Source organism: Marinifilum sp. N1E240 (assembly GCF_009295825.1).
GTDB classification, from domain to species: domain Bacteria; phylum Bacteroidota; class Bacteroidia; order Bacteroidales; family Marinifilaceae; genus Marinifilum_A; species Marinifilum_A sediminis.
On record NZ_WHKF01000005.1, the window covers coordinates 181,030 to 204,263 of the forward strand.

The window sequence follows — 23,234 nt, forward strand, 5'->3', positions numbered from 1 at the left end:
TTAGGACTTCGAAGTATTTTATTATTTGCTTTGTTTTTCCCTTAATTCAAAAGATTTGTATATGAGGCGTAAAGAAATTATCTCAGGATTTTCAAAGTTATCTCGTGAAGAAAAAGTAGATGCATTGACTCATAATGCAGAAAAAATTAGATCTCAACTTGATAGTTTTCGATTGCAGAATAAAGAGCAGCAGGATCTTTTGGATGAGATAAGTGAGAATACACTTTCGAATTTTTACTTGCCATTTGGAGTAGCACCAAACTTTGCGATTAACAATCATTTGTATCATATTCCAATGGTTATTGAGGAGAGTTCGGTGATTGCTGCAGCCTCTCGATCGGCTAAATTTTGGGCTGAACATGGAGGCTTTAATGCTCGTGTAGTTTCGGTAATTAAATCGGGACAAGTACATTTTACCTGGAAAGGAGAGAAGGCGAAACTCTTGGATTTACTACCTGAGTTGAAGTATGAACTGTATCGGTCAACTAAAGAGCTTACTCGCAATATGAGACAGCGAGGTGGTGGAATCCAAGGTATAAAGTTGGTTGATTTATCTGAAGAGATGAACAACTATTACCAATTACATGTCACTTTTGATACTATGGATTCAATGGGAGCCAACTTTATCAATTCATGTTTGGAGCAGATGGCAAAAACCATGACTAAGTTTTTCAAATACTATAAAGATCTTAAAGAGGAGGAGAGAGATTTTGAAGTCATCATGTCCATTCTTTCGAATTATACACCAGATTGTTTGGTAGAATGTTGGGTTGAATGTGATGTTGAGGAATTGGATAAAATTCAGCCAGGAATGAGTGGAAAAGTTTTTGCTGAAAAATTTATGAAAGCTGCAAAGATTGCCGAATTGGATGTGTACAGAGCTACAACGCACAACAAAGGAATATTTAATGGGATCGATGCTGTAGCATTAGCTACTGGGAACGATTTTCGTGCCATTGAAGCCAATGGACATGTTTGGGCATCAAAAACCGGTCGATACAAAAGTTTAACTCATGCGTCAATATCTTACAATAAATTCAGATATCAATTGACATTACCATTATCATTGGGCACAGTGGGAGGATTAACAAATTTGCATCCATTAGCCAAGTTTGGATTGGAATTGTTAGGAAAACCTTCGGCAAAAGAGTTGATGATGATTACTGCAGCAGCTGGTCTGGCTAATAATTTTGGAGCATTACGCTCCTTGGTTACTACTGGTATTCAACAGGGACATATGAAAATGCATTTGTCGAATTTATTAAATTCGCTAAAAGCAGATTATGAAGAAAAGAGGCAGGCAATAGAGTATTTTGCTCATAAAACGGTTTCCTATAGTGAAGTGGAAGCTTTTATTAAATCGATTCGTACAAAGCTGCAATAATTTGAAATTACTATATAAATATTATTCGAATGCCAAGTTACTTTTAACTGGTGAATATCTGGTTTTGCATGGTGCTTTAGCATTTGCTGTACCTCTTAAGTACGGACAAATGATGGAAGTTTACGATTCTGATCAGTCAGACTTGGAATGGATTGCCTATGAAAAAGGAAAAGAATGGCTACATTTTTTAATCTCACCTTCCGAGATTGAAAATCAAATTGAAAAAGGGGATACGGAAAAGGAATTTGTTTGCTATTTGTTGAACAGAGCTAAATTTTTGAATGCTGGTTTTCTGAAATCATGCTCTGTTAAAGTAAAAACAAAAATCGATTTTGATAGAGCCTGGGGTTTAGGAACCAGTTCGAGTCTTATTAATAATGTAGCTCAATGGGCAGATGTTAATCCTTATGAACTTCATACAGTGGTTTCGAATGGATCAGGTTATGATATTGCTTGTGCAAATTACTGTAAGCCAATTTTATTTCGCCGCCAGGGAAATCATCCAATGATATATCCTATCGATTTTGATCCTTCATTTCTAAATCAACTCCATTTTGTTTATCGTGGCAACAAACAGAATAGTGAGGAGAGTGTAAGGAAATTTTTGAATGGTAAGCCAGTTTCGAATACCGATTTGGAGAGCATTTCTTTAATTAGTAAAAGAATATTACAATCCGAAAATTCATATGAATTTGATGCTTTAATTTCAGAACATGAACGATTTATTTCTCGGATTTTAGATTGTAAAGCAATTAAGGAGGAGAAGTTTTCCGATTTTAAGGGAAGTATTAAATCTCTTGGTGCCTGGGGAGGTGATTTTATATTGGTTCGTACTGATATGGATAAAAGAGAACTACATAGTTATTTTTTTGAGAAGGGCTTAACAACTATTTTCTCTTGGAAAGATCTGGTATTAGGCACAAATTAAATAGGTTGATAAAAAATGATTGATAAGAATAAGAAAGGTTCAGTTACATGGGAAAGCCCTTCCAATATTGCCTTGGTAAAATATTGGGGCAAAAAAGGAATACAAATTCCATGTAATCCATCTATTAGCATGACGTTAAAAAATGCTGTCACAAAAATGAAGATGGACTATTATCCCAGACAGAAGGGAAATCATCTAAACTTTGAGTTTGAAGGAAAGGCTCAGCCAATTTTCGAACAAAGAATTTCAAAATTTTTAGATGGTTTGAATGATGATTTTTCTTTTATCCAGGATTTTGGCTTTTCCATATTCTCAGAAAATACTTTTCCACATTCAACAGGTATTGCAAGTTCGGCTTCAGCAATGAGTGCTTTGGCATTATGTCTTTGTTCCATGCAAGAAGATGTTTATGGTGTAAAATTAGAAACAGAAGAATTTAATAGAAAAGCCAGTTGTATTGCTCGATTGGCTTCAGGCTCTGCTTCTCGTTCAATTTATGGAGACTATGCTGTATGGGGAGAGAGTAACGCTTTCTCAAAATCTTCGAATGATTATGCTGTACCTTTTGCAAAATATCTTCATCCTGTTTTTGATACTTACCAGGATATGATTTTACTTATTAGTTCCGAGAAAAAAAAGGTTTCAAGTACTGCGGGACATCAACTAATGAAAAATCATCCATATGCAGAATCCAGGTTTGCTCAGGCTAATACTAATTTTGAGAAAACTCTGGGCGTTTTGCGAAGTGGCGATTTAGATAATTTCGTCGAATTAGTGGAAAATGAAGCTTTAAGTTTACACGGCTTAATGATGAATTCAAATCCTTCTTTTACCCTGTTAAAACCGAATACTCTAGAGGCGATTGAAAGAATTCGTGAATATAGAATTGAAACCAAAATTCCACTTTGTTTTACATTGGATGCAGGTCCTAATATTCATTTGTTATTTCCAATTTCAGACTTTGAAAAAGTGAATAGCTTTGTGAATTCTGAATTAGTAGACTTGTTAGAAAACGGAAAGTATCTGTTAGATGAAAAAGGAAAAGGTCCAAGAAAATTAAAATAGAAGTGAAAAATCATCCTGACTTGTTTTACGCTAAAATATTACTCTTTGGGGAGTATTCTGTCTTATTGAATTCAATGGGATTAAGCATTCCATACGCTCACTTTAAAGGAGAACTTACCTTTATTGATGAGGATAAATATACCGATAGAAATTTTGCTAGAAGATCAAATGAAGAATTGAAAAAGTATTTTGAATTTCTCGATTCTAATAGCGAGTTTGGCTCTATTATCAACCTAAGACAATTCAATCAGGACATACAAAATGGATTGTATTTTGAATCCTCTATTCCTGAAAGTTATGGCTTGGGTAGTTCGGGTGCTTTATGTGCTGCCATTTACAAACGTTATGTAAGCAATTCCGATTTATCTGGAGATATCGATGATAAAAAAATTCTTCGAATTAAGGAGTATCTTTCAAAACTTGAATCAGGTTTTCATGGCAGAAGTTCCGGATTAGATCCTTTAAATTCGTATCTAAAATCACCATTGCTAATTCATAATCAGGGAAAAATTGAAATGGTACAGCTTCCGGGAGAGAAGTTTGGAAGTGAAAGTGCTATTTTTTTGATTGATACAAAGCAAATAGGAAATACAGCACCTTTGGTTCAAAATTTTCTCGAAAATTGTAAAAATAAAGAGTATGAAAAGTTGATATGTGAAACTTTAATTCCTTTAAATAATTCTTGTATCACAGATCTTATTGCTGGTAGGTTGGATTCTTTTTTTAATCATCTTACTCATTTATCTCTATTTCAAATTAAGTACTTTAAAAGTTTAATTCCGGAATCTTACCTTAAATTATGGCAAGAAGGATTGGACTCAGATAAGTATTGTTTGAAACTTTGTGGCTCTGGCGGTGGTGGATTTTTACTTGGTTTCACTAAAAATTTCTGCGAGGTAAAAAGTATTCTTCAACAAAAAAATATAGAACCTATACCTGTGTTTCAGAAGCGAACTTAAATGTTGTTTACAGTTAAAGGTATTGAGTAACTAACTTTTGTTCCATGTAAATTGGGGTTGATGTATTTCAAATCTATAATTTCAAAATGCATTTTTTTAGACGATTTGAAATTGTAAATTTTAACACGATCCATAGCTATAGAAGTAGCCAGTGATTTATGACCTCTTTTTAGACTTTGTTTTTTGGCTTCTTCCATTCCAATACCATTATCAGTGATACTGAAAATAATAGACTGCTTGCTTTCGGATAATGAGATATCTATATTGATTTTAGCCTCAGGGTTAGAGCGCAACCTACCATGTATGAGTGCATTTTCTACAAATGGCTGAGCAAGCATTGGAGGTATTAAAACATGATTTTCATCGATATTGTTACTCACTGTAATTTCATATGTAATGTCATTATCGAACCTCAATTTTTGTAAATCGATATAATCCTTTAAAGTAGAAATTTCCACATTTAGGGAAACAAATTCTTCACGTGAGTTTTCTAGAATACCTCGCACCAAACTTGCTAGTCTGGATAAGTAATTATTTGCGTCATCATTTTTTTCATCAAGAATAAAACTTTGAATTGCCGTTAATGAATTGAATAAGAAGTGTGGATTCATTTGAGTTAACAGAACCTTCTGACGCAAATCCATAATTTTGTGATCGGCTCTTAAGCGATTGATTCTTAGTGAAACCAAAACGGCAACAATCCCCAGAATCATAACGATAGTAAGTATAATTATCCAGGCATTTTTTTGTGTTAATTCCAGATTTTGGATCTGCGTTTTTTGTTGTAAGATTTCAAACTCTTTGGCTTTCTTCTCAGATTCGTATAAAGCTGTTAGTTCAGCTACTTTTTCTTCCTGAAAAATGCTGGTTATTGAATCTTTAAGTTTGATGTATTTTTTATAGTATAAAATCGAATTTGGGAAATCACGATTAGATTCCAAAAATTCGGAATAGTATAAATAAGTATCCGCAAGATCTTCAATTAAATTATTCTCTTTATTCGCATTTTCTGCCTTTTTAAAGTAATCTTTAGCAAGTTGATTTTGTTTGGTTTTACTATATAAAACAGCTTTAAAGGTAAAAATCTTACCAAGACCCCAAATGTCATTTAATTTTAACCTAAGATTTTCGCATTGAGAATAATAGTCAAGAGCTTTATCAAACTCTTCCAATCCTTCATAGGCTTGACCAATGTTTAAAAGAATTATGGCTTTATCGCGTACGGTTCCTAATTCTTCATTTAGTGCCAGAGCATCATATTGAATGTTTAAGGATTCCTCGAATTTATTTTGACTGTATTTTATGACTCCAATATTGATAAGTGATTGTAGCAACCTGGATTTATTATCCAATTTCTCAAAAGTATTTTTGGCATGTACGTAGAAACTTAAAGCATTCTCTAAATTCCCAAGCATATGATATACTCCGCCAATATTAAAATAGGTTGAGGCTAGTCCCTTTTGATTATCTAAAGATTCATACAATTTTATAGCCTTGAAATATTGTTTTAAAGCTTGATCATATTTGCAAGTTCTACGATAAATAATACCCATATTACCTATAATCTTGCATACATTTAAAGAATCTCCAGTGATGGTAAATTGTTCAATGGCTTTATTGTAATAGTACATTGAGGAATCGAATGTTCCTTTGTGTATATAGGTGTTTCCTAGTGATTTATATGAGGCTCCAAGTTTTGCTGGTGAATGCAAAGAATCAGCAAATGAAATTGCTTGTTTTCCTACTTTAATACTTGCATCGAAGGAGGAATCACGAAGATGTGTCGCTTGATTTAATAGGTTCTGAAATTGTGTGTTGTTCTGTAATTCTGGAATTGTATCCGAAAAGTTAAACGAATAGGAATTTAGACTTACAAGTATAGAAAATAGGGTCAGAAAAAATATCTTCATAATTAGATCAGATTGATAATCTTAGGGCAAAACTAATCTAAATATCTTCTTTAAAGAAACGGTATCGAACAAAAAATGCGAATGGTAAATTAACTTATGATTTAATGCTTTGAGGAATGCTAAAAGTAACCTGCGTGCCGTGTAAGTTTGAATCGATATGCTTAAGATCAGTGATTTCAAAATTCATCTTTTTAGATGATTTGAAATTATATATTTTCACACGATCTAAAGCTATTGATGTAGCTAAGGATTTGTGATTTTTTTTAAATGTTTGTTTTTTAGCTTCATCAATACCAATACCATTATCTGTTATGCAAAACTTAAGAATTTCCTTATCCGAAGATTGAGATATGCTAATGTTTATTAAAGCTTTAGGATTTGTTCTTAATCGACCATGAATTAAAGCATTTTCAACAAATGGTTGAGCCAGCATAGGAGGAACCATAATTAAATTTTGATCTAAATTTTGATCCACATCAAATTGGTAAGCAATATCATTTTCGAACCTTAATTTTTGCAAGCCAATATAGTCTTCCAGAGTATTTAATTCTGTTTTTAATGAAACAAATTCTTCTCTTGAATTTTCGAGAATACCTCTTACCAAACTGGCTAATCTTGCCAGATAACTATTTGCTTTATCATTTTTATCATCTAAAATAAAACTTTGAATTGCGGTTAAAGAATTGAACAGGAAGTGAGGATTCATTTGAGTTAACAAAACCTTCTGTCGTAAATCCATTATTTTATGATCTGCTCTTAAGCGATTTATCCGTAAGGAAACTAAAACTGCAACTATGCCTAAAATCATAACCACTAGTAGGATGATAATCCATGCATTTTTCTGTCCTAATTCCAGATTTTGAATTTGAGTTTTTTGTTGTAACAATTCAAATTCTTTTTCTTTTTGCTCCGAAAGAAATTTTGCGTTTATTTCATTAAAACGCTGTTCTACTTCTGCATCTTTAATCGAATCATTAAGTTGAATCATTAACGATTGAGTTTTAAATGCCTCTTCATATTTGTTCTGTTGTTGATAGTTTTCTGTTAGGTATAAAAGAATTTCTGCTTGCCAATGTGACATATTATTAGCTATCGCAATGCTTTCTGCTTCCTTGATGTATTTTTCGGCTCTTTTAAAATTATTTTGACTCGCCAGAATTCGACCGAGTTCTATTTTGCAGCTTATATTTCCATTTAAATCGCCAATTCGAGTTCTGATTTCTTCTGATTTTTTTACTTCTTGTAAAGCAATATCCAATTTCCCTTGAGCATGATGAACGTATCCGATATTGAATAAAAGTTTTGATTTAAATAGTTCATCATTTAATTTACTATTTTCCTGCAGAGATTTATCGTAGTAATCCAGACTCAATTGGTAATTCTTCCTTTTTTCGTTGATTACTCCAAGATTACAATAGGCATTAGCAAGTTCCTTTATATTCTTGTGTTTTTTGAAGTTTTTTAAGGCTAAAAGATAGAACTCTTCTGCCTGTTTTAATTCTGTTTGCTCGTGATATAGATTCGCGATATTATTTAAAACACTGCCTTTTCCTTTATCATATTTAGCTTCTTCGTATATGGTTAAATTTTGAATGTAATATTCTAAAGCTTTATCGTACTTTGCTTGTCTTTTGTAGAGTAAGCCTATATTTCCAAGGACCTTTCCAATATCTACTTTCGAATCTATAGCTTCAAATTGCGAAATCGCTTTGTCGTAATAGACAAAAGCGGAGTCGTTGTTGCCAAGGAAATAATAATTGATTCCTTGTGTTTTATATAATTTAGATAATATTTGAGGGTTATTTTCTGTTTCGGCTATATTTACAGCTTGTTGGCAAATAGTAATACTTTCAACCAAAGAGACGTTTCGTAAGTTTAAGGAAGAATCTAATAGAATGGATATTTTTTTAGATGTGATATCTTCACTATTTACATTTGCTACAGAATATGTGTAGTAAAAAAAGGTACTTATTATTAAAATGATTGATTTTAAATTAATCATTTGACTTAGTTGAAGTTTGATTTATAGTCGTTTGGATCTTTACAGACTACAAAATAAAAAAAAATACTTAATCGGTAGCTTTAAAATGATCTATTTGAAATATCTGGTATAAAAAAAGCCTGATCAAATGATCAGGCTTTAATGTTGAGACTATTAGGTCTTATAAGTTGTATGTAATACCAATTCCTGGTAAGAATCCAGTGTTTTTATATTTTCCACCAAAACCACTGTTGCTATCCATTCCATTAACCTCTTCACCTTCAATGTAAAGAAGAGAAATGTCTAAGCTTAGCTTATTGTTTAGCATATAAGAAGCACCTACAGAAAGACCAATTTTATCAGCCCCTGGTGTTTCAGGAGTGTAGTAGTTTTTATTGGTTGGAGTTTCATCATAGTAAAAACCAGCTCTAAGGTCTAATTTTTCATTAGCCGAATATTGAGCACCAATACGATAAATCATTGTATTATCCCAGTTTCTAAGACTTTTAGAATCTAGTACACCTGCTGGATCATTCTCAAAATCAAAATCTAAGGATTTGTATTCATCCCATTTAACAAAATTTACATCAGCTGAAACTAACCATTTTTCGTTAATTTCATATGCCAGACCAATGTTAAAGCTTGCAGGCAGAGGAAGAGTTGCAGAAATTCCACCATCAGGGAAAGCACCAGCAAATGGAGCCAAACTTGAAGGTAAAGTAAAATCTGCTTCACCTTCAGAATAATCTAAATCAATATCAACTTGAGAACGATAAGATAAACCAATATTTAATTTTTCATTAGGTTGTAAAAAGATTCCTAAATTGTAACCATATTTTATCTTGTCACCTTTTAAATTAACATTACCATCAGCAATATAAGATCCGTCTGCAGGATTTAAAACTGGAAAATTTCGGTTTAAATCAAATTCTCCATACACAATATTTAATCCAGCTCCAACACTAATCCAATCAGCTAATTTATAAGAAATAGTTGGTTGGATATAAATTGCTTTTAAGCTAATATCTTGGATTAGATATTTACCAGACCATTCTTTACCCCAATCCACTTTATTACCAAATGGAGTATAAACTCCTAAACCCAATGCAAGCTTGTCATTAACTTTCATTGATCCATATAAATAGAATGGTGTTCCTGTTGGATTATCGGTTTCTTCAACACCTGCTGCTCCTGTAAATTCAGTTTTGATTAGAGTTGCAAAGCCACCAACAGAAAAACTATATTTTTGATCTAAGGTTGCCAAGGCTCCTGGGTTCCATTGCATACTACTAGCATCGAAGTTTAATGCAGTTCCAACATGTCCCATACCGGTTTGTTTAACACCTTGGACATTTACAGCATAACCTTCTGCTTTTACATTTACATTGTATGCCATTACAATAACTGCAATCGCCAAACAAATTTTCCTTATCATAAGTTGATGTTTTAAAATTCGGTATGAATATAATTTATTTTCTTTTGCGTGCAAGACCTTTTACTCCAATTCAGTTACTATTTCTAGTATAAGTTGTAGATTAACAGAAAGATATATGTATTTATATTTGTTGATATGAAAAACATTTTGCTTAAATGAGAATGGATATTATTAAATTTTAATACTTTTATCTTGAATAAAACATACTTATTCAATTATATGAGTGTTAAGTTGAATAAAAATACGCAAGGAAATTTTGCTTATCAAAGTTTTAAAGAAGGGTATCGTAGCGTAACTCCCTCATTAATCAATCGTTCGTTTGAATGGAAGGATAAGCAGATAAATATTTTACTAGAATCGGCAATGTTGGAATTGGGAGAATTGAATGCATATTCAAAATTTTTCCCAAATATGAATCAGCATGTGCCTTTATTTGTAGCGCAAGAATCTGTCGCATCAAATCTGATTGAAGGTAGCAAGTGTAATATCTCTCAAGCCTTTGTGCCTGAAAATTCGAGAAGTTTTAAACGAATTTATGAACAAAAGGAAATCACGAATCATGTTGAGGCTATAAATTGGGGTGTAAATGAACTGCGTAGATTTCCGCTTTCGGTTCGTTTGGTTAAAGAAGCACATAAAATTTTGTGTTCCGATTTACCACAAAAGGAGGATTTTGGGGGCAAAATTCGACCTTTTTACGATTCTAATGATAGTAAATTTGATTCTGATTTTGAATATATTCCACCTAACAAACATGAGTTAAAAATTCTTATTAATGATGGTAAGAAATTTTGGCGTAACGATAATTTGGAGTTGCCCCAGTTAATAAAAATGGCAATTTCGCTTTATCAGTTTGAAAATATTTTACCATTTCTTGATGGTAATGGAAGAACTGCCAGAACCTTGATTCTTTTTGAAATGTTGGAGTTGAAATTCGTTTATAAACCGGTATTTTGCTTGTCGGTATTTTTTGAAAAGAACAGGTTGGAATATTATAATCGATTGAATTTAATTCGATCTAAGAATGATATTGAGCAATGGATTAAGTTTTTTCTTACTGGAATTCGAGAATCTGCGATTCATAGTAAAGAGATTTTGGCTCAACTAAAGAAATTGATCGATAAGTACAATGTTCAGATAGAAACTCAAATGGGTAAGAAAAGACATCAATCAGCTAAGTTGTTGATGTCTGAGTTCTATAGTAAGCCATTTTTAACTGTGAATGAGGTTAAAGAAAAACTTAAGCTTAGTTTTCAATCAGCAAATCAATTGATTAAAGAGTTTGAATCGGCTGGTTTAATAAAAGAGTTGGTAGGTGCTCGTAGAAACAGAATTTTTTATCTGTGGGAGTATTTAAATTTATTCGAATTGTAGGTAAGAAAAAAGGTTGATTCTAGAGAACCAACCTTTCTATATTTTAGTTTTTTTATCCTAAAACTTCTTTCATTTTTTTACCAATATCTGCAGGAGAACTAACCACGTGAATTCCTGCTGCAGCTAGTGCTTTCATTTTTTCTTCGGCAGTACCTTTTCCACCAGCAATAATTGCGCCGGCATGTCCCATACGTTTTCCTGGAGGCGCAGTTTGACCTGCAATAAATGCAACAACAGGCTTATCAACATTTTTAGCAATATATTCAGCAGCAGTTTCTTCATCAGATCCACCAATTTCGCCAATTAGAACAATTGCCTCTGTTTTTGGATCATCATTCAATAATTTCACTGCATCTATGTGTTTGGTTCCAATAATTGGATCTCCACCAATACCAATCGCAGTGGATTGTCCAAAACCTGCCTCACCTAATTGGTGAACAGCTTCGTAGGTTAATGTACCCGAACGAGAAACAATACCTATGGTTCCAGGATTGTGAATAAATCCAGGCATGATACCAATTTTAGCTTCGCCAGGGGTAATAACACCTGGACAGTTAGGACCAACCAAAGTTGTCTCAGGATATTTCTTTAGAAATTCGTGAACTTTTAACATATCAAAAGTTGGAATTCCTTCGGTAATACAAATAACCAATTCAACACCAGCTTCAGCCGCTTCCATAATTGCATCAGCAGCGAATGGAGGTGGAACAAAGATAACAGATGCGTTAGCTCCTGTCTTTTCCACAGCACCTCTCATGGTATTGTGAATCGGAATTTTATCCATAAATAGTTGACCGCCTTTACCAGGAGTAACACCAGCAACTACATTCGTTCCATATTCGATCATTTGTTGGGTATGGAAAGCCCCTTCAGAACCAGTGATTCCCTGAACCACTAACTTTGTATTTTTATCGACTAATACGCTCATTATGCTTCAATTGTTTTAAGGGTGGCTACTACTTTTTTAGCTGCATCTTCTAATTCTGTTGCAGCAATAATATTCATTCCAGATGCCTCTAAAAGTTTCTTGCCTTCTTCAGCATTGGTTCCTTGTAAACGAACCACAATTGGCACTTTTGTATCGATATTTTTGATAGCTTCAATAACTCCTTTAGCAACTCTGTCGCAACGAACAATACCACCAAAAATGTTGATTAGAACAGCTTTTACACTACCATCCGATAGAATAATTCTAAAACCTTTCTCAACAGTCTCAGCAGAAGCCCCTCCTCCAACATCAAGGAAGTTAGCAGGTTCGCCACCAGTAAGTTTAATAATATCCATGGTTCCCATTGCTAAACCGGCACCGTTTACCATACATCCGATATTACCATCTAGCTTAATGTAATTTAATCCAGATCTTCCCGCTTCTATTTCTAATGGTTCTTCTTCGTCTAAATCGCGAAGAGCAGCAATGTCTTTATGGCGATATAAGGCATTTTCATCGAAATTTGCCTTTGCATCAAGTGCGATAACACCTCCTTCTTTTGTAACAACCAAAGGGTTGATTTCAAAAATAGAAGCATCAGTTCCCATGTATGCCTTATAAAGTGCCATTAAGAACTTCACACCATTTTTAAAAGCATCACCAGTTAAATCAAGTGCGAAAGCCATTTGTCTGGCTTGAAAAGCTTGTAAACCAACAGCAGTATCAACTACTACTTTTACGATCTTTTCAGGAGTCTCCTCAGCTACTTTTTCAATTTCCATACCTCCTTCGGTAGATACCATAAAGGTAACTGCAGATGTAGCACGATCCATTACAATACCTGCATACAACTCACGGTCGATATTCGATGCCGCTTCAATTAGAACTTTTTTTACTAGATTTCCTTCAGGACCAGTTTGATGCGTGATCAGTGTCATTCCTAATATGTCATTTGCATATCTGGATACATCCTGAGCTGTAGGTGCGAATTTAACTCCTCCACCTTTACCTCTACCACCGGCATGAATTTGGGCTTTAACAACAACGGGCAATCCAATTTCGGTTGCGGCCTCTTCAGCTTCCTTTACCGAAAAAGCAATTTTGCTTTCCGGAACAGGAACACCAAACGACCGTAAAATTTCTTTTGCTTGATATTCGTGAATCTTCATTCTGTGTAATTTTTTGTTAGGCTTGGAAATGACCTGCAAAAGCTCTGCTAGTATTGTTTTAATTGATTTTGAACAGGTTTAGGCAAGTCGGTTAATAAAATACAATTGTTTAATTTTTTGATGAACCTAAATATATAAATATCTGCATGGAATAAAAAGGACATTTATTGGAAATTTAAAGATTTTCGCATCTTTAAATGATTGTTTGATTTAACTGTTTGATTGCCATGGTTTATGATGTGTATTATTCTTTTTCGATATGGATATAGATTTCAATGATGCTATCAGGTGATGATTAGCATATTTATAATTTGCCAAAATTTCTCCAATGTATTTCTTCAAATTTCAGGAAAACATGTAAAAACTCCCATTTATCGATTTTTTTGAAGATTCTCCCGATTAAATAATGTCTGTATGCTGCGGATTTAGTAATTTCAAACTCAAACCTTAAAAATCAGGGAAGTTGGAGAAATGTCTTTAGTGGCCATAACAGATAAATATTTCTCCAAGAGGATAAATTGTTCTAATTTTAATTAATTCAATTTTAAAACTAAAAAAAATGAGTACATATTATAACAAGGTAAAAGATTACCTATTGAATTTAGAATACAATATTGTTCAGGAAGATACAGCCGAAGAACTTTTCGTAGTTGAAAATCCTGATGGTGGAATTGCAAATTTAATCGTAGATTGTGAGGATCCAATTTTAATTATTGAAGGATTGCTTTTTGAGATATCTGATGAAAATCCTGATATCTATAAGTCCTTATTGATTAAGAATAGAGAAATTATACATGGAGCTTTTACATTGGATGAATCAGGAAAAAAAGTTATTTTCCGCGACACTCTTCAGTTAGAGAATTTAGATCAGAATGAATTGGAAGCAACATTAAACTCATTAGAGATGTTGTTGAGTGAATATTCTGAGGAGATTATTTCATTTTCAAAATTGTAAACGAATAAAATAAAATACAAATGGGAATTTTTAGTAGACTTTTTAACGTGGGCAAAGCAGAAGCTCACTCAGCTATAGATAAATTGGAAGATCCAATTAAGATGACCGAGCAAGGAATCAGAGATCTTAAAAAGGATTTAGATAAAAGCTTACAAGCATTGGCAGAAGTTAAAGCTTTGGCAATTCGCAGTAAGAGAGAATTAAATGAACAATCATCTGTTGCTAAAAACTACGAGCAAAAAGCAATGTTGTTATTGCAAAAAGCTGAGAAAGGTGATTTAGAAATGTCGGAAGCTGAACGTTTGGCTACCGAGGCTCTTACTCGTAAAGAGGAAGCAACTGCAAATGCAGCCCGAGCTCAGGAAGAGGTAAGCAAGTTTGATACGAACATTAGCCAGTTAGATGCAAATGTGAAGAAACTGAAATCGACAATTACTCGTTACGAGAATGAGTTGAGAACTCTAAAAGCACGTGCTCGAGTAAGTTCGGCTACTCAGAAAATTAACAAACAACTTTCAGGAATCGATAGCTCGGGAACAGTTTCTATGCTTGAGAAAATGAAAGATAAAGTTGCTCAACAAGAAGCAATGGCTGAAGCTTATGGCGAAATTTCGATGGAGAACAGAAGTTTAGATGACGAAATTGATGCAACATTAAGCGATACGAATGTGAAAGCTTCAAACGCCTTGGAAGAATTAAAGGCGAAGATGAAGAGCAAAGCATAGCTGTTTTACAAATTTGAACGATAACAAAAATGGGAATATCCGATTTTTTTAAAAGGAAAAAACAGCCCAAGTACGACAGCACCAATATCCGGGTAACCGACCTGGATGTTGGTTTTGTTTTTGAATACGACTTGGAAAGCTGGGAAGTGCAAGCTTGTTACGAGTACGATTGGGGAGATAATTTCTTCACTCAGGAATTTAAGATTTTTAATGGTGTAAAAACCTTGTTTTTATCTGTTGAGGATGATGATGAGATATCTGTTTCAGTTTCTACTAAGATTAAAACTCGTCAACTGGGAACAAAGGTTCACGAAGATTTATTGAACCGTCAAAAAGCACCAACATCTTTCGAATATGAAGGAAGAAAGTACTTTTTTGAGAAGGAAGCTCCAGGTTATTTTAACGATGTAGCTAAAGGAGAGGAGTGGTTGGAATTTGTATCCTGGGATTTTGAAGATGAAAGTGGCGAGTACACTGTAACCATTGAACAATGGGATGAAAAGGAATTTGAAGCTTCAGCTGGTAAGGTGATTAAAGAATTCGAGATTTCGAACATTCTACCTTCTGAGAATTAATAATATTGCCAATAACCTAATATTTAAAAGCTATCATTTATGAATACTGCAGCAAAAATAGTCATTGGGATTATTGTGGTGTTTTTTATTGCAAAAACTTGTGGAAGAGATAAGTCTTCAAGTTCAAGCTATAAAACATCATCATCCCAAACCGCAAAAACATGGGAGAAATCTCCAGTTGATGATTTGATAAAGGATTTGAATGGGGAACAGAACTTTTCAATTATCCTTTTTGATATGGATGCTGATGAGAATGGAAACACCTACCGTCATCAATATCAAACAATCATCCAACGTCCCGATACGGTTATCGAAAGTAAAAGCGATTGGAAAAATGTAAGCGAAACATTCTTTTCTCAGAATATCAATAATATGGGAATGGAGATTGCTTCGAAGAAGGATGGTAAAGTTACCAAACAAGCTGTTCCTGCCGGATACAACCATTACGTTGGTAATGAAAAATACGGACGATGGGAAAATCGTGGAGGTACCTCATTCTGGGCTTTTTATGGGCAGTATGCTTTTATGTCGTCTATGTTTAATATGATGACTTACCGCAGATCGTATTGGGATGATTACAACCGAGGTGGATACTATGGCGGATCTCGTGGTTATTATGGTCCTAGTGGAAGCAACCCTGTATACGGGACTAAGAGTTACACTTCTTCAAGCTCTGGAAGCAAAAGTAAGTGGGCAAGTAAACCATCTACTTTTAAAGATAGAGTTCGCACTAAAGTAAGCCGATCTTCTTCTACGAGCAATTCAAAATTCTCGAAGCAAAGAACTGCTACAAAAACAAAAAGAAGTTCATCAAGATACAGTTCAAGTCGATCCACTCGTTCAAGAAGTGGTGGATTTGGAAAATAAACCCAGTGTATAATTCATAGATTAAAATATTATGATGTCATTATCAGAAATTTCGTTTATCGTTTATGATGCTGTGGTTTATATAGCCGTGGCTTTTGCTATTTTCCTAATTGGGAAATTTGTTTACCAATTGCTTCATCCTTCGTTTAAGGTGAAAGAGGAGTTGGTTAAGAAAGATAATTTTGCTTTTGCAATTGCACATGTTGGTTACTATGTTGGTTTGCTGTTGGCTATTGGAAGCGCAATAGTTGGTCCGTCGAACGGATTGGTTGCCGATATTATCGATATTGCAGTATATGGTTTGCTGGCAATTGTATTGTTGAACTGTTCCATTTTTATTTCCGATTACTTAATGTTGCGTAACTTCTCAATTCGCAAAGAGATTATTGAGGATCAGAATGCAGGAACAGGAATTGTGGAAGGTGCTGTTTCGGTAGCTTCTGGATTGATTATTTTTGGTGCTGTTTCTGGTGAAAGTGGAGATATGCTATTTGGTATTCTTACTGCAGTTGTATTCTGGGCATTTGGACAATTGGCATTAATTTTAACCACTCGTTTCTACAATTGGATAACTCCATACGATCTTCATGAGCACATCGAAAAAGATAACGTTGCTGTTGGTGTCGGTTTTGCCGGAGCTATTATTGCCATTGCCAATTTAATTCGTTTTGGATTGGCTGGTGATTTCGAAGGTTGGTTGCCATCCTTTACCGAAACAGGATTCGAATTAGTTGTTGGTTTAATTCTTTTACCTGTAATGCGTTTAATTACAGATAAGATTTTACTTCCAGGTGAAAGGTTGACTGACGAAATTATCAATCAGGAACATCCAAATGTGGGTGCAGCTTTGGTAGAAGCTTTTGCTTATATCGGAGGATCAGTACTTATCACATGGTGTTTGTAAATAATTAAGAATTAGCAATTACAAATTATTAATTAAATGATTGTTTAGAGAAGTATGAGTAATTGAGTGTATCTCAAACTTGTAATTTGAAATTCGTCATTCGTAATTAAATTATTGTGTTTAAGAATCGATCTACATTACTAAAAGCAGCAATATTTGCCACCGGATTTTCGGGTGTGGTGGCAGAATATATACTGTCTACTCTTGCTCAGTACTTCCTGGGGAATTCTATTATTCATTGGGTGATGATAATTTCACTCATGTTATTCTCCATGGGTTTAGGTAGTAGGATTACCAAGAATTTTGAAACTGGATTATTGAAACGTTTTCTATTATTAGAATTCGCATTATCCTTTATCGTTTCGTTTGCAGCATTGTTGGTTTATACTGCATCGGCATACACGCAAGCTATTGGGATTTTGATTTACTCCTTAGCAATTCTGGTTGGACTTTTAATTGGAATGGAAATTCCGTTGGTGATTCGAATTAACGATGATTACGAGAAACTGCGTTTTAACATTTCCAATATTTTGGAGAACGATTATTATGGTTGTTTGTTGGGTGGTATCTTTTTTGCGTTTATTGGTTTGCCAATATTTGGATTGATTTACACACCTTTTATTCTAGGTTTTGTCAACTTCTCAGTTTCAATCGTGGTTCTTATTTTTCTTTGGGATTTGTTGAAAGCGAGTGATAGAAAACTACTGTTGAGTATAGGTGTTTTCATAATGATAACCTTAAGTACAGGGCTATTTGTTACCGATCCTATTATTAGGTTTGGCGAGCAACAGAAGTATGCTGATAAGGTGATTTATGCGGAGCAAACCAAGTACCAACGAATAGTTATTACCCAATGGAAAAATGATTATTGGTTGTATTTAAATGGCAATCAGCAATTGTGTACTCGCGATGAAATCATGTATCATGAACCATTAGTACATCCTGCAATGACAATGCATCCGAATCCAACGAATGTTTTGGTTTTAGGCGGTGGAGATGGTTGCGCGGTTCGTGAGATCCTGAAATATCCAAAAGTGAAAGAAATCACCTTGGTAGATTTGGATCCTGCAATGACGAATCTGGGGAAAACTAATCCTATATTGACAAAGCTAAATCAAAATTCGTTGAGTAACGAAAAGGTTAAGGTACTGAATGACGATGGATATAAATACCTGCAGGCAACTGATGATTATTACGATATAATTATTATTGATTTACCAGATCCTCGCTCGGTTGAATTGGGCAGATTGTATTCCCACGAATTTTATAAAGTTTGTTATAAACATTTACGCCCTGGTGGTGTAATTATCACACAGGCGGGTAGTCCATATTTTGCGACACAAGCTTTTACCTGTATTCTGGAAACCATGAAAAGTGCTGGTTTCGAAACGGTGCCTATGCACAATCAGGTAATTACACTTGGTGAGTGGGGATGGAGTTTAGGAGTTAAGCAACCTAATGTAGATGTGAAAAAGCAATTGCAGAAACTGGAATTTGATGTGCCTACAAAATGGATAAATAATGAAGCAATGGCATTGATCACTTCTTTTGGTAAAGATTTTTATCCATGGGCAAAAGACAGTGTATATGTGAATAAGATACATGAACCCGTTTTGTACAAGTATTATTTAAAAGGAAACTGGGATCTGTATTAGTAGTAAAAAAGAGTCTAAATGGAGGCAGAAACAAAAATATTAACAGCAAAAATTCACAATCTAAGATTTTGGGTAACAGAGTGCGATCCGGATATCTTAAAAGAAACTTTCCAAAATTATTTGGAACAGGTTGAATTTGTGATTTTGAATTGTTCCGATCATCATTTTCCGGTGCAAGGATACACTGCATTTTGGTTGTTGGCAGAATCGCATTTAGCCATTCATACTTTTCCAGATAAAGGATGGTCCTACGTAGAATTGAGTTCTTGCAATCAATTAAAATCGAAGAATTTTAAGGAGTTGGTTGAAAGAAGCAATTTGGATGTAAATTGGAATGGAAATGGTATAGAAATTTGTTTACCTGAATAAGTCAATTCTTATGAATAAAAAACTCGGGTTTTTAATTGCCTTTTTGGTATATGTTATTGCGATTTTAGCGATTCACTGGTTCGAAAGTCAATCGGCAGAATCCAATATCAAAACCATTGGCGATGCCTTTTGGTATGCAATTGTAACACTTACTACGGTTGGCTATGGTGATTTTTATCCGGTGACTTTACCAGGGAAAATTATTGGTTTAATTGTAATTATTGGTAGTCTTGGAATTTTAGGATTTATTATTGGAGAAGTAACGGTTAGATTCAATCAGTATATGGAAAAGAAAAAAAGTGGTTTTTGGGGAACCGATTTTGACAATCATTATGTGATTATTGGTTGGAATGAGTTCGGACAAAAAGTAGCAAATCAAATTATTCATGCTGGGCAAAAGGTTGCATTTGTAACCAATTCAAAAGCCGATTTAGATCTGATTTCGGATCTGTATTCTTCAAAAGATGTCTTCTGTTTATTTGCCGATTACTCTAATATTGATGCATACAAAAAAATTAATATCGAGAGCTCGAAACGTGTTTTTGTAAATTTTGTAGAGGATTCGGAAACACTGGTTTTTGTTATCAATCTGAAGAAACAATATCCTACTGCAAATGTTGTAGTTACCTGTACTAACCCAAGTTTGAAAGATACTTTCCTGAATGCAGGAATCGATCATGTAATTGCTCAAAACGAGGTGGCTTCTAAATTGGTTGCTTCCTATTTATTTGAGCCTCATGTAGCAACCTATACCGAAGATTTAATTGCGACTAGTGTTGCCGAAGAGGACTCAGATATACAGCAATATTTAATCACAGAAGAATGTGATTTTTCGGGATCGGATTACATGAATGCTTTCATGAAGCTGAAATTGGATTACAATTCCATATTAATTGGCTTGGTAAAAGATGATAAAATCATTAAAAATCCTGTAAAAGGAACTACTATAGATACAGGAAACTATTTGATTCTGATTTCAACAGGGGACAGCAAACAAAATCTGGAAAACTTTTTTGGAGTAAAGGAAGGAGAATAGCATTACCAGAAAGAGGAAAGTCCACTCAGCCTAAGGGTGAAGTGGTCCCCTGCTTAAGGGGTAATAGTGTCGTAGCCTAAGGAGGAATGCTCTTCCTGCTTAAGGGTGAACAGTCTCACATTATAAATTGGCGTATTATAGAAATTTACTCTGGATTGTATCCTACATCATCCGGAAGGTTGGGTGCCTTAGAAGCCATAACTGCGAGTTCATCTGCTCGCTCGTTACCAGGAATGTTTGCATGACCTTTCACCCACACAAATTTTACATTGTGTTTCTTATAGATCTCAAGAAATCGCATCCATAAATCAGCATTTTTCTTTCCCTTAAAACGTTTTTTCACCCAACCGAATACCCACTTTTTATCTACTGAATCGATTACGTATTTTGAATCAGAATAAATCGTAACATCGCAGCCAGGATTTTTAAGCGTTTCCAAACCTACGATTACAGCCAGTAATTCCATTCTGTTATTGGTAGTAAGTTTATAACCCTGGTTTAAATCTTTACGGTGTTTCCCCGATATTAAAACAACTCCATATCCTCCCGGTCCGGGATTTCCACTTGCTGCACCATCGGTAAACATTGTAATTTTTGCTGACATCTTAATTGGTTTGGGATTTCTAAATCAAAAGTAAGAAAATTTACCTTCCATTTCTCGATTTGCAAACATAGAAAAAGGATGTCCGAAAATTCGAACATCCTTTTGATTTATTTTGTGAGTGGTTAATTACTTCACAATAGTTAATTCGTCGATGATGTTTTGAGCACCTGCAAACTTATCAATAATGAAAAGTGTGTAACGAATATCAAGGTTGATACATCTTTGAAGGTTATCCTCAAAATCGATATCACCAGACATCGCTTCAGAGTTACCATCGAAAGCAGTACCAATTAACTCACCATTCCCGTTGATTACAGGAGAACCTGAGTTACCACCAGTAATGTCGTTGTTTGTAAGGAAACAAGCTGGTAAGTGACCATTCTTGTCCGCATACATACCGAAGTCTTTCTTTTCGTATAATTCCTTCAATTTAGCAGGAACAACGAATTCTGGATTTGTTGGATCTTCTTTTTCCATTACACCTTTTAAAGTAGTGTAGTGGTAGTAGTAAGCACCATCTTTAGGAGCATATCCACCAACAGTTCCGTAAGTTAAACGAAGAGTAGAGTTGGCATCAGGAGCAAGATTTTTCTCTTTGTTGATTTGCAATAAACCATCAACGAATAAACGCATACCTTTATTTAACTCATCAGCACCTGCACTCATTTTTTCATAGCTTGCGCCATACGACTTTCTTACAGAAAGCCCAATGTTTAGAAGTAAATCATTTTCTAAAACTTCTAATTCAGGAGCTACGATAAACTTGTTGAATTTCTCCTCAGATGCGAACACTGAATTTGCATAAACTTCTTCAGCAAACTTATCAAAGTCATTGTTGTACTCTTCAGCAATAGTTTTGAAAATTTCAGGACTTTCTTCTACAGCGATTTTATCAGCATACATTTTATACAATCCAGCCATCAATTTTTGATCGGTTGGAGCATTGTAATCTTTATAGAATCTTTTTGCAGATGCCTTTAGTTTTGTAATTGCCTTTTCAATTGCTACAGTATCTTGCTTTTCAGCAGCTAATAATTTTTTCAAATTCTTAGCTCTAGAAGCAAACATTGGAGCTTCAGCACCTTGAGCAAGAGCTTCGCCAATATATGAACTTGCAAAGCGTGCATCTTTTCTATCAGCAAAAGCTTTTTTAATCATATTTAAAGCTTCTGCATATTTTGCTGCACGTTTTGGTTTCTCATTAGCCCAATCAAGATATTCTTTTTCAATATCTTCTTTAGCGCCTTTTGTATTTAGTTTCTTAAGTGCTTTGTTCTGCTCGTTAGAGTATTTCCAGTAGTTAGCACTTCCCGCATGCTTCGAAGCATACTGAATTCTAACTTTAGGATCTTTAAGCATATCTTTTTTCATGATATCCAACTTCAAAGTACGAATGTCGTAACGATTTTGGTTGGTAATTTTCATTGTCTCATCAAGACCATAAGAAGTTAGGTAACGATTTGTAGTTCCAGGGAAACCCATAATCATTGCAAAATCTTGTTCTTCAACACCTTTTACAGAGATAGGTAGGTGATGCTTAGGCTTCAATGGTACGTTTTCTTCTGCATAAGCAGCAGGCTTTCCATCAGGAGCAGTATAAATTCTGAACATTGAAAAGTCAGCAGTGTGACGAGGCCACATCCAGTTGTCAGTATCGCCACCAAATTTACCCATTGATTGAGGAGGAGCACCAACTAAACGAACATCTTTGTAAATTTCATATACGAAAAGGAAATATTGATTTCCCTTGAACATACTTTTAATGTTTGCTTTGTAATGTGTTCCTTCAACTGCTTTTTCTTCCAATTTTATTGCAGCTTCCTCAATAGCTTTGTAACGCTCTTCTTCAGTCATATCATCTTTAACCTTAGCAAGAACTTTTTTGGTTACATCTTTCATGCGAACCAAAATTGAAGCAGTAATTCCAGGATTTGTTAACTCTTCTTTTTTATCATATGCCCAAAAACCATCAGAAAGGTAATCGTGCTCTGGAGTAGAGTGTGATTGAATTACACCGAATCCACAGTGGTGATTGGTTAAGAATAATCCCTGGTCCGAAATAATTTCACCAGTACAAAAATGACGGAATGGTCTTCCTTCACTTCCTAAACCAACAATCGCATCTTTTAAACTTGAATTGTTAATGTCGTAAATATCTTCAGAAGATAATTTTAATCCCATCTCCTGCATTTCTGCAGCATTTTTTTTCAATAGAGATAAAAGCCACATTCCTTCGTCAGCCTTCACATTCGAAAAGCTAAGCAAAAGGCTTAATCCCAAAATTAATGATCCTAATTTTCTCATTTTAGTAATTTAATTTTAAAAAGATCCTCAAAGTTTTATGCTAAAACTTAAGGAAGTATTTATTGTTTGTAAGTATTCTGTTGACAAACAAAGTTAATATTAATTCG

At 34.3% G+C, this 23,234-nt stretch carries 20 protein-coding genes; 13 read left to right on the forward strand and 7 right to left on the reverse strand.

Annotated elements, in window-relative coordinates; all coding sequences use genetic code 11:
* Nucleotides 1–61: 61 nt before the first annotated feature.
* The 4 genes from GCQ56_RS14220 to GCQ56_RS14235 are packed head-to-tail and all read left to right on the forward strand — an operon-like array spanning nucleotide 62 to nucleotide 4,336.
* Nucleotides 62–1,384 (forward strand): hydroxymethylglutaryl-CoA reductase, degradative, encoded by a 1,323-nt coding sequence (locus tag GCQ56_RS14220; RefSeq protein WP_152735157.1) that lies wholly within the window; start codon nucleotides 62–64, stop codon nucleotides 1,382–1,384.
* A gap of 1 nt (nucleotide 1,385) precedes the next feature.
* Nucleotides 1,386–2,312 (forward strand): GYDIA family GHMP kinase, encoded by a 927-nt coding sequence (locus GCQ56_RS14225; protein WP_152735158.1) that lies wholly within the window; start codon nucleotides 1,386–1,388, stop codon nucleotides 2,310–2,312.
* A 15-nt stretch (nucleotides 2,313–2,327) separates the two neighbouring features.
* Nucleotides 2,328–3,377: a diphosphomevalonate/mevalonate 3,5-bisphosphate decarboxylase family protein gene (locus tag GCQ56_RS14230; protein WP_152735159.1), complete on the forward strand. Its 1,050-nt coding sequence runs from the start codon at nucleotides 2,328–2,330 to the stop codon at nucleotides 3,375–3,377.
* 2 nt (nucleotides 3,378–3,379) lie between these two features.
* Nucleotides 3,380–4,336, forward strand: a complete 957-nt coding sequence (locus GCQ56_RS14235; protein ID WP_152735160.1) for a mevalonate kinase — start codon at nucleotides 3,380–3,382, stop codon at nucleotides 4,334–4,336.
* Here GCQ56_RS14235 and GCQ56_RS14240 read toward each other — a convergent pair.
* The 3 genes from GCQ56_RS14240 to GCQ56_RS14250 form a co-directional block, all read right to left on the reverse strand.
* A complete protein-coding gene (locus tag GCQ56_RS14240) occupies nucleotides 4,333–6,246 on the reverse strand; it encodes a tetratricopeptide repeat protein (RefSeq protein ID WP_152735161.1) in 1,914 nt (637 codons plus the stop codon). The two genes, GCQ56_RS14235 and GCQ56_RS14240, sit on opposite strands and share 4 nt — an antisense overlap.
* A 94-nt stretch (nucleotides 6,247–6,340) precedes the next feature.
* Complete coding sequence (locus tag GCQ56_RS14245) at nucleotides 6,341–8,248, reverse strand: tetratricopeptide repeat protein (RefSeq protein WP_152735162.1); 1,908 nt, start codon at nucleotides 8,246–8,248, stop codon at nucleotides 6,341–6,343.
* Between the two features lie 160 nt (nucleotides 8,249–8,408).
* The gene (locus tag GCQ56_RS14250) at nucleotides 8,409–9,662 is read right to left on the reverse strand and encodes an OmpP1/FadL family transporter (protein ID WP_152735163.1); all 1,254 of its coding nucleotides are present in this window, start codon (nucleotides 9,660–9,662) and stop codon (nucleotides 8,409–8,411) included.
* A gap of 192 nt (nucleotides 9,663–9,854) precedes the next feature.
* Between GCQ56_RS14250 and GCQ56_RS14255 the strand changes: the two genes are divergently transcribed.
* Nucleotides 9,855–11,036 (forward strand): Fic family protein, encoded by a 1,182-nt coding sequence (locus tag GCQ56_RS14255; RefSeq protein ID WP_152735164.1) that lies wholly within the window; start codon nucleotides 9,855–9,857, stop codon nucleotides 11,034–11,036.
* Nucleotides 11,037–11,088: 52 nt separating this feature from the next.
* Here GCQ56_RS14255 and sucD read toward each other — a convergent pair whose 3' ends face one another.
* Entirely contained in the window at nucleotides 11,089–11,964 is an 876-nt protein-coding gene (gene sucD / locus GCQ56_RS14260; RefSeq protein ID WP_152735165.1) for a succinate--CoA ligase subunit alpha, read from the reverse strand.
* A complete protein-coding gene (sucC, locus tag GCQ56_RS14265; RefSeq protein WP_152735166.1) occupies nucleotides 11,964–13,133 on the reverse strand; it encodes an ADP-forming succinate--CoA ligase subunit beta in 1,170 nt (389 codons plus the stop codon). Before sucC ends, sucD begins: the two co-directional genes overlap by 1 nt.
* A 559-nt stretch (nucleotides 13,134–13,692) precedes the next feature.
* Between sucC and GCQ56_RS14270 the strand changes: the two genes are divergently transcribed.
* From GCQ56_RS14270 to GCQ56_RS14305, 8 genes are all read left to right on the forward strand, one after another.
* On the forward strand, nucleotides 13,693–14,088 hold the full coding sequence (locus GCQ56_RS14270; RefSeq protein WP_152735167.1) for a YbjN domain-containing protein: 396 nt from the start codon (nucleotides 13,693–13,695) through the stop codon (nucleotides 14,086–14,088).
* Nucleotides 14,089–14,108: 20 nt separating this feature from the next.
* Nucleotides 14,109–14,813, forward strand: coding sequence for a PspA/IM30 family protein (locus GCQ56_RS14275; RefSeq protein WP_152735168.1), 705 nt, complete (start codon nucleotides 14,109–14,111; stop codon nucleotides 14,811–14,813).
* A 29-nt stretch (nucleotides 14,814–14,842) separates the two neighbouring features.
* Nucleotides 14,843–15,388 carry a DUF4178 domain-containing protein gene (locus tag GCQ56_RS14280; RefSeq protein ID WP_152735169.1) on the forward strand — a complete coding sequence of 182 codons (546 nt, stop codon included), beginning with the start codon at nucleotides 14,843–14,845 and terminating at the stop codon, nucleotides 15,386–15,388.
* A 39-nt stretch (nucleotides 15,389–15,427) separates the two neighbouring features.
* Nucleotides 15,428–16,255 (forward strand): hypothetical protein, encoded by an 828-nt coding sequence (locus tag GCQ56_RS14285; protein WP_152735170.1) that lies wholly within the window; start codon nucleotides 15,428–15,430, stop codon nucleotides 16,253–16,255.
* A 31-nt stretch (nucleotides 16,256–16,286) separates the two neighbouring features.
* The gene (locus GCQ56_RS14290) at nucleotides 16,287–17,159 is read left to right on the forward strand and encodes a DUF350 domain-containing protein (protein WP_227006082.1); all 873 of its coding nucleotides are present in this window, start codon (nucleotides 16,287–16,289) and stop codon (nucleotides 17,157–17,159) included.
* Nucleotides 17,160–17,275: 116 nt separating this feature from the next.
* Nucleotides 17,276–18,814, forward strand: coding sequence for a polyamine aminopropyltransferase (locus GCQ56_RS14295; protein ID WP_299993731.1), 1,539 nt, complete (start codon nucleotides 17,276–17,278; stop codon nucleotides 18,812–18,814).
* 18 nt (nucleotides 18,815–18,832) lie between these two features.
* Nucleotides 18,833–19,183, forward strand: a complete 351-nt coding sequence (gene speD / locus GCQ56_RS14300) for an S-adenosylmethionine decarboxylase (protein WP_152735171.1) — start codon at nucleotides 18,833–18,835, stop codon at nucleotides 19,181–19,183.
* 10 nt (nucleotides 19,184–19,193) lie between these two features.
* Entirely contained in the window at nucleotides 19,194–20,219 is a 1,026-nt protein-coding gene (locus tag GCQ56_RS14305; protein ID WP_152735172.1) for a TrkA family potassium uptake protein, read from the forward strand.
* Nucleotides 20,220–20,364: 145 nt separating this feature from the next.
* Here the strand turns inward: GCQ56_RS14305 and rnhA are convergent, their stop codons facing one another.
* Both rnhA and GCQ56_RS14315 read right to left on the reverse strand, forming a co-directional pair.
* Complete coding sequence (gene rnhA, locus GCQ56_RS14310; protein WP_152735173.1) at nucleotides 20,365–20,823, reverse strand: ribonuclease HI; 459 nt, start codon at nucleotides 20,821–20,823, stop codon at nucleotides 20,365–20,367.
* Between the two features lie 126 nt (nucleotides 20,824–20,949).
* On the reverse strand, nucleotides 20,950–23,127 hold the full coding sequence (locus tag GCQ56_RS14315; protein WP_152735174.1) for a S46 family peptidase: 2,178 nt from the start codon (nucleotides 23,125–23,127) through the stop codon (nucleotides 20,950–20,952).
* Between the last annotated feature and the right edge of the window lie 107 nt (nucleotides 23,128–23,234).

Bases quoted from the DNA above. Each gene is read 5' to 3' on its own strand.
- GCQ56_RS14220 (WP_152735157.1), top strand. From the start codon at position 62: ATGAGGCGTAAAGAAATTATCTCAGGATTTTCAAAGTTATCTCGTGAA.
- GCQ56_RS14230 (WP_152735159.1), top strand. From the start codon at position 2,328: ATGATTGATAAGAATAAGAAAGGTTCAGTTACATGGGAAAGCCCTTCC.
- GCQ56_RS14240 (WP_152735161.1), bottom strand. From the start codon at position 6,246: ATGAAGATATTTTTTCTGACCCTATTTTCTATACTTGTAAGTCTAAAT.
- GCQ56_RS14245 (WP_152735162.1), bottom strand. From the start codon at position 8,248: ATGATTAATTTAAAATCAATCATTTTAATAATAAGTACCTTTTTTTAC.
- GCQ56_RS14250 (WP_152735163.1), bottom strand. From the start codon at position 9,662: ATGATAAGGAAAATTTGTTTGGCGATTGCAGTTATTGTAATGGCATAC.
- sucD (WP_152735165.1), bottom strand. From the start codon at position 11,964: ATGAGCGTATTAGTCGATAAAAATACAAAGTTAGTGGTTCAGGGAATC.
- sucC (WP_152735166.1), bottom strand. From the start codon at position 13,133: ATGAAGATTCACGAATATCAAGCAAAAGAAATTTTACGGTCGTTTGGT.
- GCQ56_RS14270 (WP_152735167.1), top strand. From the start codon at position 13,693: ATGAGTACATATTATAACAAGGTAAAAGATTACCTATTGAATTTAGAA.
- GCQ56_RS14275 (WP_152735168.1), top strand. From the start codon at position 14,109: ATGGGAATTTTTAGTAGACTTTTTAACGTGGGCAAAGCAGAAGCTCAC.
- GCQ56_RS14280 (WP_152735169.1), top strand. From the start codon at position 14,843: ATGGGAATATCCGATTTTTTTAAAAGGAAAAAACAGCCCAAGTACGAC.
- GCQ56_RS14285 (WP_152735170.1), top strand. From the start codon at position 15,428: ATGAATACTGCAGCAAAAATAGTCATTGGGATTATTGTGGTGTTTTTT.
- GCQ56_RS14290 (WP_227006082.1), top strand. From the start codon at position 16,287: ATGATGTCATTATCAGAAATTTCGTTTATCGTTTATGATGCTGTGGTT.
- speD (WP_152735171.1), top strand. From the start codon at position 18,833: ATGGAGGCAGAAACAAAAATATTAACAGCAAAAATTCACAATCTAAGA.
- GCQ56_RS14305 (WP_152735172.1), top strand. From the start codon at position 19,194: ATGAATAAAAAACTCGGGTTTTTAATTGCCTTTTTGGTATATGTTATT.
- rnhA (WP_152735173.1), bottom strand. From the start codon at position 20,823: ATGTCAGCAAAAATTACAATGTTTACCGATGGTGCAGCAAGTGGAAAT.
- GCQ56_RS14315 (WP_152735174.1), bottom strand. From the start codon at position 23,127: ATGAGAAAATTAGGATCATTAATTTTGGGATTAAGCCTTTTGCTTAGC.